Raw genomic sequence first — 13,761 nt, 5'->3', positions numbered from 1 at the left:
CACAAAAGCTGAAACCGGTTTTCCCGGGTTTGCTTCAGCGCTTGATGAAACGCGCAGCGAAGAACCCGTCCATGCCCCCCTCGACAGCCCCGGGAAGCGCCAGAGCCGGTGTGGTGCGCACCGCCCCTTCCCGTGTGATCGGCGCGGCCCAGCCATGGAGCTCGTCGGCCGTGACCGGGGAAAGTGCCAGATCGGGGAAGGTCTCCAGCGCCCAGCCCATCTGCTCCTCGCCCTCACTGGCCTCAAGCGAGCACACGCAATAGACCAGCACCCCGCCGGGCGCGAGCATCCCGTGGGCGGCTCCGATCATCTCGCGCTGCAGCCCGACCCGGTCGGCTATTCCTGCATCGGTGCGGTTGAGGAGCACTTCGGGATGACGCCGGAACGTGCCCGTCGCCGAGCATGGCGCATCGAGAAGCACCGCATCGAAGGGCGCCTCGGGCCGATAGGTCAGAACGTCCGCGGTCTCGAGACGGGCCTTGAGTCCCAGCCGGTCGAGATTGGAAGCAAGGCGCTCGAGCCGCGCAGGGTCGAGATCGATGGCCGTCACCTCTCCCCCCAGCGCCGCCAATTGCGCGGTCTTGCCTCCGGGCGCTGCGCACAGATCGACCACGCGCATGCCGGGCTTCGCGCCCAGCAGCAGGGCCGGCAGGGTCGCGGCGACATCCTGCACCCACCATTGGCCTTCGGCAAAGCCGGCCAGGTCGTGAACCGCCGCATCGCGCACCGGCACACGCACCGACCGGCCCAGGAGCGGCGTTGCGCCCAGGCGCGCGACCAGTTCGGGATCGTCTGCCCTGAACGTCAGATCGAGCGGCGCACCCGCCAAAAGCGCCCGCGCAAACGCCGCCGGTGCGTCCGCGCCATACTGGTCGGCCCAACGCTCTGCGCGCCGGGGCGGCAGAGTGGCGATCTCGGGCTGGGCGGTAAATTCCTCGCGCCTGCGGTCGGCCCCGCGCAGCACCGCATTGGCCAGCTTGTCGAACCGCCCCGCGCGCCGGTCGGCGCGCACGGTTTCCACCGCCAGGTGCACCGCCGAATGGGCCGGCACATCCTCGATGAACAGCAATTGCGCGATCCCGATCCGCAGGGCGGCTTCCAGCACGCCAGAGCGTCCGGGCAGGCCCTTGTCGAGCATGGCATCGAGAACCGCGGAGATGTGACCGTGCCGGCGCAGCGCCACGGTCACCAGCCTGTTGGCCAGCGCCCGATCGCGCCCGTCGGGAAAACGCTCGGCGCCGAAGGGCACGAACGGCGCGCCGCGCAGCACTTCGCTCAGACGCGATGCAGCCTCGAGCCGGGGCTCGAGGCCGATCGATGGTGTGCGGGACAGCTTGTGTCGTTGGGTCGTGGCTATCGGATCATCCCCAGGGACCCGGTTGGCTGGGGCCGGAACGCGGCCGGGTGCCCGGCGTCCGCCAGCCCGGGGTCGAACGCGACCGGGCCGGAGACGGCTCTACACGTCGGGGCGCGGAAAATCCACCGCCCACGATGTCCGGGTTCTCGGCCATGGCCTCGAGCGCGGCGATGCGATTGGCCGGATCGGGGTGGGTGGCAAACAGATTGTCCATGCGCGCGCCCGAAAGCGGGTTTGCGATATACATATGGGCCATGGCCGGAGCCCGTTCGGCCTGCATGTTGTGCTGGCGCTTGGCCATCTGGCTGATCTTGCCCAGCGCACTGGCCAGCGCCATGGGGTCCCCGCAGATCGCGGCGCCCACCTTGTCGGCCTCATATTCACGGGTCCGGCTGACCGCCATCTGGACGAGCGCGGCGGCGATCGGCGCCAGCAGAACCATGGCGATGGTCCCCACCAGGCCGACCGGGGAGTCGTTGTCGCGCCCGCCAAAAAACAGGCCGAACTGGGCCAGCATGGACACCGCACCCGCGAGCGTCGCGGTGATCGTCATGGTGAGAGTGTCGCGGTTCTTGATATGGGCCAGCTCGTGGGCGATCACTGCGGCAACTTCATCGGGAGTGAGTTGGCTCACCAGCCCCCGAGTCACCGCAACCACGCCGCGCTCGGGCGTCGGCCCGGTCGCAAAGGCGTTGGGCTGGTCGGTATCGATCAGGTAGAGCCGAGGCATGGGCAGTTCCGCCCGCTCGGCGAGCCGGCGGGTCATGGAAAAGAGTTCGGGCGCGCTGCGCTCGTCGATCTCGCGGGCCCCCTGCATCGAGAGCACCATCTTGTCGGAATTGAAGAACGCAAAGGCGTTCATGCCGACCGCCACCACCAGCGCGATCATCATGCCGCCCGTGCCGCCGACCAGAAAGCCCACGCCCATGAACAGCGCGGTCATGCCGGCAAGAAGGATTGAAGTGCGCATGGCGTTCATCATCGTCGTACGGACTCGCTCGTTGGGACGTTTCGTGGCATCAAGATGGATACAGCTTGGAGCCCGCACAAGAGTGCGCAGTCTAAACTCTTTGTCATGAGCCCCTGTTCCCGATCCTGTCCGTGAGACTCCCCATGACCGAACCGTCCAAGGCGAAAGCCTTCTCCGCCAGACGCCCCGATCCCGAGACCGCCCGCAAGGCGCGCGCCGAAGCTGAAGCGCGCCGGGCCGAAATCGACGCGGCGATCGAGGCGCGCCCAGCGGAAATCTCCGGCCGGGGCGGTCTCGATCCCGCCCGCTACGGCGATTGGGAGATCAAGGGCCTTACAAGCGACTTCTAACGTCTCTTGGCGTCATATCATCGCGTGATCGGGCGCTATCCCAGTACGCCGATCACCACGCCCTGGACGATCATCACCCCCAGCAGATAGCCCCCGTCGATCACCGCGAGCGACCATGTGTGCCCCTGGTAGCGATGGTTGAGCACCATCGAGGTCATGATGAACCCCGCCCAGAGCATCACCCCGAGCCGCACCGCCGCGTAAACCGAGGTTTCCCCGAACACCGCCGGGGTCAGAAACGCCAGGAAACCGGCCATCACCAGCTGGCACGCCGCGCCCCAAAGCAGCGGGACGACAGGGCCGCCGGAACCGGCCATGATCTGGCCTTGAGACTTGCCGGTTGCCGCGACCCACTGCCTGGAGAGCCCCATATACCAGGCCGCGCCCAGCGCCATGGACGCAACCATCGCCAGCACGACAGCCAGCCAGTTGATCCCGAATCCATCCATCTTGTGATCCTCCCCCGGTCGGCGCGCTGAGCGCCCTAGCTGCGCAATCCTACGCCCGGCAAGTCGCGGTGACCAGAGGTGCGGTCAGGGCTCGACGCCCCCCATACGGCAGACGATCTCCCATTCCCGTTTCGAGACCGGTTGCACCGAAAGCCTTGAATTGTTGACCAGAACCATCTCCGAGAGATCGGGATTGGCCTTGATGTCATCGAGCGTCACCCGGCGCCCGAACGGGCGCACCGCCTCGATATCCACGCACTCCCAGCGATGATCGTCGGTCGTGGAGTCCGGATGGATTTCCACCGCGACCCGGACGATCCCCACCACCGCCTTTTCCTTGACCGAGTGGTAGAAGAACCCGAGATCGCCGACCTTCATCTCCCGCATGTTGTTGCGGGCCTGATAGTTGCGCACCCCGTTCCACTCCTCGGGCGCGCCCTTCTTGACCTGGTCGTCCCACCCCCAGGTCTCGGGCTCGGATTTGAACAGCCAGTAGGCCATGATGTTGCTCCTATTCTTCCCTCTTGAGCGGCCGCGCCATGAGCATGGGCACGATGGAGTCGATCCGGGCCCGCCCCGAAACCAGCATATTGACCGCCTCGATAAGCGGCGCATCGACCTTATGGGCCCGCGCCAGCGCAAGGGCGACGGGCGCGGTGAGCACCCCTTCGGCAAGCCCCACGCCGGAGGCCGCGATCTGGTCACGGGTCTCGCCCCGCCCCAGCGCCATGCCGAACGAGAAGTTGCGCGACTGGCCCGACGTGCAGCTCAGCGCCAGATCCCCGATCCCGGCTAGCCCGCCAAGGGTCGCCTCGCGCCCGCCCACCGCCGCGACGAGGCGGCCAAGCTCGGCGAACGCCCGCGCAAGGAAAGCCGAACGCGCCGAAAGCCCGAGCCCCGCGCCCTCGATCGCCCCGGCACCCAGCGCGTAGACGTTCTTGAGCGCCCCGCAGGTCTCGACCCCCACAACATCGCCGCTGGCATAGGGGCGGAAGCTGCCGCTCGCGAGCGCAGTGGCGATCGATTCCGCCCGCGAGGCCTTGGAACCGGCGAGCGTGATCGCTGTTGGCCGTCCGCGCGCCACGTCATGGGCAAAGCTGGGACCCGAAAGAACGAAGGGCTCGGCCCTGGGCGCGCATTGGGCGAGAACTTCGCTCTGGCGCAGATTGGTCTCGCGCTCGAGCCCCTTGGCGCAGAGCACCACGGGCTTGCGGTCCAGAACCCCCGGCCCGATCGCGCCGAGCATCGCCCGGCTCGCCTGGGCGGGCACCGCCAGCAGGATGAGGTTTGCGTCGTCGAGCCCGGTCAAGTCCGTCTGGGCCCTGATCGAGGGATCAAGGGCAATGTCACCGAGATAGCGCTTGAGACGGTGATCGCGGTTGATGCCGGCCACCCCCTCGGCGTCCCGGCCCACGATGGTCACGGCATTTCCCGCCGCCGCTGCGGCCTGGCCGAGCGCGGTGCCCCACGCCCCGGCCCCGATGACAAAGACATGCGCGCTCAAGAGGCTATCCTCATCCCGGGCTCGTCCAGCGGCCAGCGCGGGCGGGCGGGCGCGTCGAGCCGGTCGGTCCGCCCCAGAACCAGCCGCTCGGCACCGGCCCAGGCGATCATGGCGCCATTGTCGGCGCACAAGGCCGCTGGCGGCACCACGAGCCGCGCTCCCGCGCCATCGCAGACACCTTCGAGGGCTTTGGCGATCGCCCGGTTGGCCGCCACCCCGCCGGCCACCACCAGCGTGGGGGGCGCGTCCGGACACGCCTTTGAAAACCGCTCCAGCGCATCGGCACTGCGCGAAGACAGAATATCCACGATCGCCGCCTGGAAGCTCGCGCATAGATCCGCGATATCGGTCTCGTTTACCGGTTCTATGGCTTCCGCAGCCAGCCGCAGGGCGGTCTTGAGCCCGGAAAAGGAGAAATCCAGGCGCCGCTCGGACAGCAAGGGTCTGGGTAATCTGAACCGCGCGGGATCGCCGGACCCGGCCCGGCGCTCCACCTCGGGCCCGCCGGGATAGCCCAGATCCATGAGCTTGGCGGCCTTGTCGAAGGCTTCGCCAAGCGCGTCGTCGATCGTGGTGCCCCAGCGCTCGTAGTCCCCCACCCCCCGCACGAGGAGGAATTGGGAATGCCCGCCCGAGACCAGAAGCAAAAGATAGGGGAAGTCCAGCCCATCGGTCAGCCGCGCGGTGAGCGCGTGACCCTCAAGGTGATTGACCGCAATCAGCGGTTTGCCGCTTGCCGCGGCGATGCCTTTCGCCGTGGTCAGGCCGACCAGAACCCCGCCGATCAGTCCCGGGCCCGCGGTCGCCGCCACCGCCGAAAGCGCGCCGGTCCCGATTCCGGCCTCATCGAGTGCGGCGATGACGATTGCATCGAGATGGGCTATATGGGAGCGCGCCGCCAGTTCCGGCACCACCCCGCCATAGGCGGAATGCTCGGCGATCTGGCTGCGCACGATGTTCGAAACGATCTCCCCGGTGCCATCGCAATGCCGGCGGACGACGGCCGCCGCGGTCTCGTCGCAAGAGGTCTCGATCCCGAGAACAAGGTGCACGCTTGCGTCGATCTGGTCTCTGGCCATCGAATATGGTCTGTTGAATAAGAACCTGCGGCAACGCAAATCAGGGCTGCCGCGTTGAGCTTTCAAGCACTCATAGCAGGACGGGGGCGCATTGCAATCTTCCACCCAAACCGCCGAACTCACCATCGGAACCCGCGGATCGCCCCTGGCGCTGGCCCAGGCCCATGAGGTGCGCGACCGGCTGTGCGCGGCCCATGGCATGGCCCGCGAAGCGATCGCGATCCGGGTCATCAAGACCAGCGGCGACATCATTTTGGACCGGCCGCTTTCGGAAGTCGGCGGCAAGGGCCTGTTCATAAAGGAGATCGAGCAGGCGCTGGTCGATGGCGAAATCGACCTCGCGGTCCATTCGGGCAAGGACATGCACACCTCCCTTCCCGACGGGCTCGAGCTCTCCGCCTTTCTCGAGCGCGAGGATGTGCGCGACGCGTTCATTTCCCTGATCGCCCGCAGCCCCGACCATCTGCCCGAGGGCGCCCGCATCGGCACCGCCTCGCTGCGCCGGGCTGCCCAGTTCAAGCGCTTCCGGTCCGATTTCAAGGTGGTGATGTTCAGGGGCAATGTGGCCACGAGGCTGCGCAAGCTCGCCGACGGCGTTGCCGATGCGACCCTTCTGGCGCTGGCCGGTCTCAACCGGCTGGGCGAAGCGCATCGGGCCACGCTGGTTCTCGATGGGCCAGCCTTCGCGCCGGCGCCGGCCCAGGGCGCCATCTGCATCGAGACGCGCACCGGTGACACACGGGTCCGCACGCTCGTGGAAGCGCTCGATCACCCGCCCACCGCGCTGCGCGTGGCCGCAGAGCGCGCGTTTCTTGCGACGCTGGACGGGTCGTGCAAGACCCCGATCGCCGCGCTTTCCACTCTCGATGGCGAGACGCTGACCCTTTTTGGCCAGATCCTTGCGCCGGACGGCAGCGCGAGCTTTGAAGACGAAGTCTCGGGGCCCACGGCCGATGCCGAGCGCCTCGGACAGGAGCTGGGCGAGACGCTGATTTCGCGCGCCGGCAAGGATTTCATCGATTCCCTGCGCCGGGGGCACTGAGATGGCCCGGCGCCCTGCCCTGCTCGTTACGCGGCCTCAGCCGGACGCAGACCGTCTGGCCGACCACCTCGACGCGCTGGGCATAGAGCCGGTTCTGGCCCCCATGCTCGAAGCCCGCGCGATCCCGCATGCGACCATGCCTCTTGACCGAACCCTGGGCGCGATCGCGATCACCAGCGCCAATGCGGTCCGCTTCCTCGTAGCCAGTGGTCAGCATCAGGATTTTGTCGACCTGCCCGTGTTCACGGTCGGGGACGCCAGCGCTCATGAATGCCGGCAGGCAGGGTTTTCCAAAGTGACGAGCGCGCGAGGCACCCTCGCCGATCTGGCCGAACTGATGGGAAGGGCCGCGCCACCAGGCACGATTTTGTACCCGGCGGCCCACCACCGCAGCGGCGACCTGGCCGGTCTGATGGCGCCGCACGACCGGGTGGTCGAGACACGCGTTCTCTACGAGATGGTCGCCACAACCCAGATGCCTCAGGACGTTGCCGAGCGCCTGCACGAGGGCACCATCGCGGGCGCCCTATTCTATTCACGGCGCACCGCAGAGGTCTTTTCGGGGCTCTGTGCGGACCCTGAATTTGCCGCCACTCGGGCCGATCTCGAAGCCCTGTGCATCTCCGAGACGTGCGCCGAACCGCTGGTTGCGCGGCACTTCACCCGTATTTCCCTCGCCGACGCGCCCGACGCCGAAGCCATGCTTGTCCTGGCCTTGGCTTTTGCCCGCGAGCAAATCGAGGCATGATGACCCCCGATCGTATCGAATCCGAGGCGGCCCCATCGCTGCACACCGACACCGAACACGCAAGGCATCTCACATGACGGACGACAAGAGCGGACCGGTCAAGCCACCCGTTCTCGACCTCAAGGCGCGCGAGGCGGAAAAGCAGAAGGCCGAAAAGCACAAGCAAGCCGACGCGCGTGAGAACGGCAAGCCGGAGCCCAAGGCCGGTTCCGCGGCCGCGAACAAATCCGGCCCCACCCCCGAGCAGGCCCGCGGGGCCGAACCCGCCGCGTCTCCGGCGAGCAAACCGACCAAGCCCTCCGGCACCCCGGCCAAAGACACCGCAACTCCAGGCGATGCCTCCACCCGCCCCGCCGCTGCGTCCGGGTCCGGCAAGGCCGGACCAGAAGGCGCAACGACCGGCAAGCCTCCGGCCAGCACAGCCGATCCCCAGCGTTCGTCTACCACCAGCCTGCCCGCCATGGCGCTCACCGCCGGCGCAGGCGCCCTGGGCGGCGCCATCATCGTTTATGGCCTCGCCCTTTGGGGGATGCTTCCCATAGCCGAGGACAGCTTCGATCCGACCGAGATCGAAAACCGCATGGCCGAGATCGAGGGCATCGCGCTCCAGGCCGTCGATCGCAGCGCAGACGCGGGCGACGGGCTTGCGGGGCTCGAGGAGCGGATCGCGCGCCTTGAAGCCGGGATGAGCGAGATGGAAGGTCAGGAACCGGTCTCCACACAGGCCGTGAACGACCTCGAAGACCGGCTCGGCGCGCTCGCGGACCGGGTCGAGGCCGTCGCCGCCGGCGCCGGCGGGGAGGATGCTGACACGTTGGGCTCCGCGCTGACCGAGCTGCGCACCGATTTCCAGGACCGCCTGGCATCTCTCGAGCCCCGCATCGCTGCGCTCGAAACCGCCATCGATGATCAGCCCGCGATCGAGGAGGCCCAGGCCGAGCGGGACCGCTTTGCGGCCATTCCCGGACTTCTGGCGGAGATGGAAACCGCTCTGGACACCGGCGAGCCCTTCAGCTCCCTGCTTGGACGCGTCCAGGACGCCTATCCGGAACTCACCATCGCTCCGGATATACGAACCCTTTCCACAAGCGGGGCGCCGCAGCCGACCGATATCATGGAAACCTTCGAGACCGAGCTGCCCGAAATCCTCTCTTCACGTCCGCTCGACGAGGAGGCCGGCTGGCTGCGCCGGCTCGCCGATCAGGCAGGCGCCGCCATCGCCCTGCGGCCGGCCGGTGACCTGAGCGGGGATACACCCGACGCCCTGATCGCCCGGACCGAACGCGCGCTCGAAACCGGCGATTTTGCCCGTGCCCTCGACGCGATCGAAACCTTTCCCGAGCCCATGCTCGAGGCCGCCGCGGGCACACGGAAGTTGCTCGCCGACCGGCTCGCAGCCCGGGCCCTGCTCGATCAACTGCGCCGGCAGGCCGGGGAGAATGGCCAATGACCCGTCTTATTGTCTACCTTCTCGCCAGCCTTCTCGTCGCGGCCTTCTCGGCCTGGCTGATCGCCCTGCCGGGCACCGTCTCGATCGATGTGGGCACCTACAGGCTCCAGCCCAGCCTCGGGGCGGCAATCTTTGCGCTCGTCCTCCTCATCGGGTTTGCCATCGTGCTGTGGGGGCTTGTGCGCCGGGTGATCGGGCTGCCCGACGCCATCGCGCGCCGGAACGAAAAGCGCCGGTTTACCGCCGGGCTCGATGCCCTCTCCGACGGGCTGATCGCGCTCGAAGCCGGGGACCACGCCCGCGCCCGGACCCTCGCCAGGGACGCGCAGTCCAAGCTTCCTGACAACGCCGCGGCCCGGCTGCTCGAAGCGCGCGCCCAGCTCGCCCTTGGCGCCATGGGCGAAGCGCGTGAGCGCTATCGCGCGCTGCTTGCCGACGACAAGACGGCGCTGGCAGCGCTCTCTGGGCTCTACGAGCAGGCGCGCCTCCAGGCCCGCCCTACCGCCGCGATCGCTTTCGCGCGCAAGGCATTGACCCTCGCCCCCGATCTCGACTGGGCCTCGCGAGCGGTGTTCGACGATCTTACCGGGCGCGAGGAATGGACCGAAGCCCTCGAGATGGCCGAGCGCCTGCCGGCCCGCACAAGGGGCCAGAAAGCCGCCGGCCAGAGACGGCGCGGCGTACTCCACGCCGCCCTCGCCCGATCCCGCGAGACATCCGATCCGGACTCCGCGCTCGAGCACGCCAAGTCGGCACTCAAGCTCCTGCCCGATTTCGTACCCCCGGCCCTGATCGCGGCGCGCGTTTATATCAACAAGGCAGACACCAAGAAGGCCTCCCGCCTGCTCAAGCGCACCTGGCAGTCCACGGGCCATCCCGATGCGGCCAACCTTTATGTCCATGTCCAGCCCGGGGCCTCGGCGCTCGACCGGCTCGACCGCGCCCGCGCGCTTCTTTCGGACCGCACCGAGGACCGCGCTGCCGCGATCGTTCTGGCCCGTGCCGCCATCGACGCCTATGAATGGGCGACGGCACGCAACGCACTGGCCCCACACGCCGCCAAGGACCCCACACAGACGGTATGCGTCCTGATGGCCGAGATCGAGGAGGGCCAGTCGGGTGATCAGGGCCGGGCGAGGCAATGGCTCGCCCGGGCGGTCGATGCGCCGCGCGATCCCGTATGGACGGCGGACGGCCTGGCGCTCGATGAATGGGCACCGGTTTCCCCCGAAACCGGCCGGCTCGATGCCTTCGAGTGGAAATCGCCTGTCACCTCGCGCCCCGTCAAGGCCATAGAGCAGGACAGCGACACCGCCCCGCCCGCAGCCGAGGCCATGCCTCAGGCCCTCGCGTCGGCTCCCCACCCCGGCCCGGACACGCCAGAGCGCTCCTGAAATGCGTAGGGGAAACAGAGAGCCCGGCGCGATGGCGGGTGAGGAAAGGAAACCGACACCCGAACGCGTCCCGGGGCTTGCGCGAACCACAGTGCGCCAGTAAAAGGCGCAGTGAACGACATCGCGGCCCGCCCGCGACCGTCCCGAGTGCCGCTTTAGCTCAGTTGGTAGAGCACATCATTCGTAATGATGGGGTCACGTGTTCGAGTCACGTAAGCGGCACCATACTTTCCCCGCTCCACGGTTCTCTCTCGCCAAGCACTACTTGGATCCCCAATAACTGTGGTGTTACGGGGATTTGGCAGGGGGTGGTCCATCAGAGACGCGGCGTTGGACAGAGACGCCTGGGGCGGGACGTCGGTATTGGGGCGCCAGTCTCTCCGGGCCGGTCCCGACGTCCCCATGTTTGGGGATATGATGGATGGTGATGGCAGGAAGGGCGCTGGATTGCGCCGGGCCATTTTGTCCGCTTCAGGTTTCGAACAGCTTCTGCTGCTCGGCCCAGGATGCGGGCAACTCGGCAAGCCGGGAGAGCTTGTGGGCGGTGAGATCGGCCGGCTGGGTGCCGGCGATAATCTTGTCGACGATCGAAGGGGCCAGGAAGGCCAGGCGCAGCGCACGCCCTACGTCCGATCGATCGACGTTGTTGACCGAAGCGATGTCGCTGATGGTCCGGCCCGAGCCATCGGTCAATTGCGTGAGATAGTGATGGGCTCTCCGGATCAACCCGATCAGCGTTGCATCCGGCGCCGCGGTGCGCTGGCTTTTCTCCGAGAGAACGATCCGTGTTTCCTTGCCACGGCGGCGCAGGGCAATGGGGCACCCGATGTCGATACCGTCGCGAGATGAGGCTGTGGACCGGTCGGCGTTCCCAGGCTGGTGGCCCAGCGCAGCAGCCAGCGCCATCGTGTCGATCAGGATGACCATCCGCGCCGCGGTGAGCTCAATCCGAGTGATGAGCGTGCGGATCGTCGCGCGCTTATCTTGCGGGCTGGCTTGACGATAGGTCAAAGCCAACTTTGAAGCCTCTTTGATCAGAGCCGGAATGCTCGCGGCGGGAATGCGGCCCTCAACGAGGTTGGCCAGCCGCCGGGGGTCGGTGAAGAGGCCTAGCAGGTTCATCTCGAACGCCTGTTCGATCTCCCGCGCCGGCAGTCGCCAGCCGCGCTCATCGCTGCGCCCGCGCTCCTCAACGAGCGCTTTGGAGACATAGTAGCGATAGCGCATATCGCCCCGCCTGGTGTGGACGGACCGAAGCCTGGTGCCGTTCTCGTCATGGATGAGACCGGTCAGTAGATGCAGATCGGTTGCGTTGGTGGCAGATTTTCGAGCCGGAGCCTGAGTGGCGAGCAGGCGTTCGGCCCGCGCAAACGTCTCGGGCTCGATGATCGCCGCATGCTCGCCTTGGTGGATGACGCCCTTGTGCCTGACCTTGCCGATATAGATCGGATTGGAAAGCAGGTGATAGAGATGGCCCCGGCTGAAGGTGCGGACCTGCGGATCGGGGTCAGCTTCGCTCACAGCGATTGCGATTGATCTTACCTGACCGTCTTGGCCTTCCTGTCTCTCGCTTGCTGTGCTGGTATCTGCATCCGCCAAAGCTGCACCCTTGCGATCTGGGCATCTTCTCGCCGGAAAGCGCTCGGCATTGGCCTCGGCCACCAGCGCGCGCACCGACCCCAGTTCAAGATAGCGGCCAAAGAGATAGCGCACGATCGTCGCTTCGCCCTCATCGATTCTGAGCTTGCGGTCTTTTGCGCGATAGCCCAAGGGGACGGCGCCTCCCATCCACATGCCCTTGCGCTTGGAGGCAGCGATCTTGTCGCGGATACGCTCGGCGGTAACCTCCCGCTCGAACTGGGCGAACGAAAGCAGGACGTTCAGCGTCAGCCTGCCCATGGAGGTCGTGGTGTTGAACTGCTGGGTGACGGACACGAACGAGGCCTTGGCGCCATCTAAGATGTCCACGAGCCGCGCGAAGTCGAAAAGCGACCGGGTCAGCCGATCGATCTTGTAGACCACCACCACATCGACCTTTCCATCCCTCAGGTCGGCAAGCAGGCGCTTGAGACCGGGGCGCTCCATCGTGCCCCCCGATATGCCGCCATCATCATAGCGGTCAGCGAGCAGGCGCCAACCGAGCGAGCCCTGCGAGACGATATAGGCCTCGCAGGCTTCACGCTGGGCATCGAGGGAGTTGAACTCCTGCTCGAGCCCGTCCTCGGTAGACTTCCGGGTATAGATGGCACAGCGCAGGTGTGGAGGGGCGCTCATAGTCCAAAGAACCTCGGGCCCGACCAGTGCGCGCCGGTGATGCGCTTGGCGACTGCGCTGAGCGAACCATAGACCCGCCCGTCGAACACGATGCCCTGGTCGGTCACGTCCACCACATGCATGCGCCCGTTCCACTCGCGCATCAGCCGCGTGCCGACCGAAGGAGCCGGCGTCTTGGCCTTGCGATCGGGTGCGCCATCAGAGGCCGACATCGCATCTGCACCCTGTCGAGCCTTCCCGCTATCAGCCTTTCCAAAGCGCTGCCTGGTCCGTGCTCCCCCTTTTCCCCTGGTCCCAAGCGCAACTCTCGCCGATGAGGACAGTCCACCGAGCTTGCCGGCCTGTAGATGCCAAGCAGCCGAGCGTTCCAAAAGCGGCCTGTTGATCCCCTTGGGCGGCGCACAGCCAAAGGCCTTCTTCCATCGGGCGATGAGGTCTTCGCGTGAGAGGGCGCCGATGGCCGCGACCTCCTGCTCCAATTGGTCCGAGGCGCGCATGGCGCTCACACCGCTTTCGCATCGACGTTGACGTGATAACGTCGGACGCCCTGTTTGGTGACCTCGCTGGAAAGCTCGAGGGCCATCTTCTTTCTGACCGTACCCGAAAGAAAGCCGCGCACCGAGTGGACCTGCCAGCCGGTCGTCTCTTGCAGCTCGGCGAGCGAGGCGCCGGACTTGCGGCGCAGGTGTTTGAGCGCCGCCTCGGACTTGGAGATGCGCGGGCTGGCAGATGCCCCCACTGCCTTCACTGGACCCGACCGCCGGGTGACGTCATGGGATGCGCCGGGCTGGGGAACGCGGCTATCAGGCGCTTCTGCTGCCTTCGCCTCGGGCCCTGGTCCCGCAGCCTGCTCGGTTCCCTCACCAGCGACAGCGTCGTCCGCATCGCGCTCGGCTGGCTTTTGTTGAGTGTCGGTCGCGCGCGCCAGCTGACTGGCCTCACCGACACCAATCTGCTCTTCGGCCGCAGTCTTGGGCTCGTTCTGATCTTCGCGCGTCTGGTTGATTGTGTGCGTCATCGCTTGGCTCCCTTGCCTCAGCTGCGGGACGATCCCGCGCCGCTACCAGGGCAAGCCCGGCACCAGGCCAGGCACACAGCCCACTGCAGCCTCTCCCCGCCGCAGCACCCTCACCAATGCTTGCCG

The 13,761-nt window shown here is 67.1% G+C and carries 14 protein-coding genes and 1 tRNA gene; 6 read left to right on the top strand and 9 right to left on the bottom strand.

Going from position 1 to position 13,761, the window contains the following annotated elements; genetic code table 11:
* Window positions 1-34 precede the first annotated feature (34 nt).
* Together EO136_RS03485 and htpX are read right to left on the bottom strand one after the other, a co-directional pair.
* Window positions 35-1,270, bottom strand: a complete 1,236-nt coding sequence (locus tag EO136_RS03485; RefSeq protein WP_127143090.1) for an RsmB/NOP family class I SAM-dependent RNA methyltransferase — start codon at window positions 1,268-1,270, stop codon at window positions 35-37.
* A 91-nt stretch (window positions 1,271-1,361) separates the two neighbouring features.
* Window positions 1,362-2,336 carry a zinc metalloprotease HtpX gene (gene htpX / locus EO136_RS03480; protein ID WP_127143124.1) on the bottom strand — a complete coding sequence of 325 codons (975 nt, stop codon included), beginning with the start codon at window positions 2,334-2,336 and terminating at the stop codon, window positions 1,362-1,364.
* A gap of 134 nt (window positions 2,337-2,470) precedes the next feature.
* Between htpX and EO136_RS03475 the strand changes: the two genes are divergently transcribed.
* On the top strand, window positions 2,471-2,677 hold the full coding sequence (locus tag EO136_RS03475) for a DUF1674 domain-containing protein (protein ID WP_127143089.1): 207 nt from the start codon (window positions 2,471-2,473) through the stop codon (window positions 2,675-2,677).
* Between the two features lie 35 nt (window positions 2,678-2,712).
* On the opposite strand, the gene EO136_RS03470 is transcribed toward EO136_RS03475, so the two are convergent.
* The 4 genes from EO136_RS03470 to tsaD all read right to left on the bottom strand — a co-directional run bounded on the left by EO136_RS03470 (window position 2,713) and on the right by tsaD (window position 5,709).
* Entirely contained in the window at window positions 2,713-3,126 is a 414-nt protein-coding gene (locus EO136_RS03470; RefSeq protein ID WP_127143088.1) for a DUF1761 domain-containing protein, read from the bottom strand.
* 84 nt (window positions 3,127-3,210) lie between these two features.
* Window positions 3,211-3,627: an EVE domain-containing protein gene (locus tag EO136_RS03465; RefSeq protein ID WP_127143087.1), complete on the bottom strand. Its 417-nt coding sequence runs from the start codon at window positions 3,625-3,627 to the stop codon at window positions 3,211-3,213.
* Between the two features lie 10 nt (window positions 3,628-3,637).
* Window positions 3,638-4,630: an NAD(P)H-dependent glycerol-3-phosphate dehydrogenase gene (locus EO136_RS03460; protein ID WP_127143086.1), complete on the bottom strand. Its 993-nt coding sequence runs from the start codon at window positions 4,628-4,630 to the stop codon at window positions 3,638-3,640.
* On the bottom strand, window positions 4,627-5,709 hold the full coding sequence (tsaD, locus tag EO136_RS03455) for a tRNA (adenosine(37)-N6)-threonylcarbamoyltransferase complex transferase subunit TsaD (RefSeq protein ID WP_127143085.1): 1,083 nt from the start codon (window positions 5,707-5,709) through the stop codon (window positions 4,627-4,629). The genes EO136_RS03460 and tsaD overlap by 4 nt, the downstream gene beginning before the upstream one ends.
* A 91-nt stretch (window positions 5,710-5,800) precedes the next feature.
* Between tsaD and hemC the strand changes: the two genes are divergently transcribed.
* The 5 genes from hemC (at window position 5,801) to EO136_RS03430 (ending at window position 10,568) form a co-directional block, all read left to right on the top strand.
* Complete coding sequence (gene hemC, locus EO136_RS03450) at window positions 5,801-6,751, top strand: hydroxymethylbilane synthase (protein WP_127143084.1); 951 nt, start codon at window positions 5,801-5,803, stop codon at window positions 6,749-6,751.
* Window position 6,752: 1 nt separating this feature from the next.
* On the top strand, window positions 6,753-7,499 hold the full coding sequence (locus EO136_RS03445) for a uroporphyrinogen-III synthase (protein ID WP_127143083.1): 747 nt from the start codon (window positions 6,753-6,755) through the stop codon (window positions 7,497-7,499).
* A 73-nt stretch (window positions 7,500-7,572) separates the two neighbouring features.
* Window positions 7,573-8,949 carry a COG4223 family protein gene (locus EO136_RS03440; protein WP_127143082.1) on the top strand — a complete coding sequence of 459 codons (1,377 nt, stop codon included), beginning with the start codon at window positions 7,573-7,575 and terminating at the stop codon, window positions 8,947-8,949.
* Window positions 8,946-10,343, top strand: coding sequence for a heme biosynthesis protein HemY (locus EO136_RS03435; protein WP_127143081.1), 1,398 nt, complete (start codon window positions 8,946-8,948; stop codon window positions 10,341-10,343). The genes EO136_RS03440 and EO136_RS03435 overlap by 4 nt, the downstream gene beginning before the upstream one ends.
* A 149-nt stretch (window positions 10,344-10,492) precedes the next feature.
* Window positions 10,493-10,568, top strand: a tRNA-Thr gene (locus EO136_RS03430).
* Between the two features lie 246 nt (window positions 10,569-10,814).
* Here EO136_RS03430 and EO136_RS03425 read toward each other — a convergent pair.
* From EO136_RS03425 to EO136_RS03415, 3 genes are read right to left on the bottom strand one after another with little or no spacing between them, the layout of a single operon-like run.
* Window positions 10,815-12,617, bottom strand: a complete 1,803-nt coding sequence (locus tag EO136_RS03425) for a recombinase family protein (RefSeq protein ID WP_127143080.1) — start codon at window positions 12,615-12,617, stop codon at window positions 10,815-10,817.
* Window positions 12,614-13,114, bottom strand: a complete 501-nt coding sequence (locus EO136_RS03420) for a DUF2924 domain-containing protein (protein ID WP_127143079.1) — start codon at window positions 13,112-13,114, stop codon at window positions 12,614-12,616. Before EO136_RS03420 ends, EO136_RS03425 begins: the two co-directional genes overlap by 4 nt.
* 5 nt (window positions 13,115-13,119) lie before the next feature.
* The gene (locus EO136_RS03415; RefSeq protein ID WP_127143078.1) at window positions 13,120-13,635 is read right to left on the bottom strand and encodes a DUF3489 domain-containing protein; all 516 of its coding nucleotides are present in this window, start codon (window positions 13,633-13,635) and stop codon (window positions 13,120-13,122) included.
* Between the last annotated feature and the right edge of the window lie 126 nt (window positions 13,636-13,761).

The organism is Pelagibacterium montanilacus, assembly GCF_003992665.1.
Classification (GTDB): Bacteria; Pseudomonadota; Alphaproteobacteria; order Rhizobiales; family Devosiaceae; genus Pelagibacterium; species Pelagibacterium montanilacus.
This window is presented reverse-complemented; position numbering and strand designations above follow the sequence as displayed.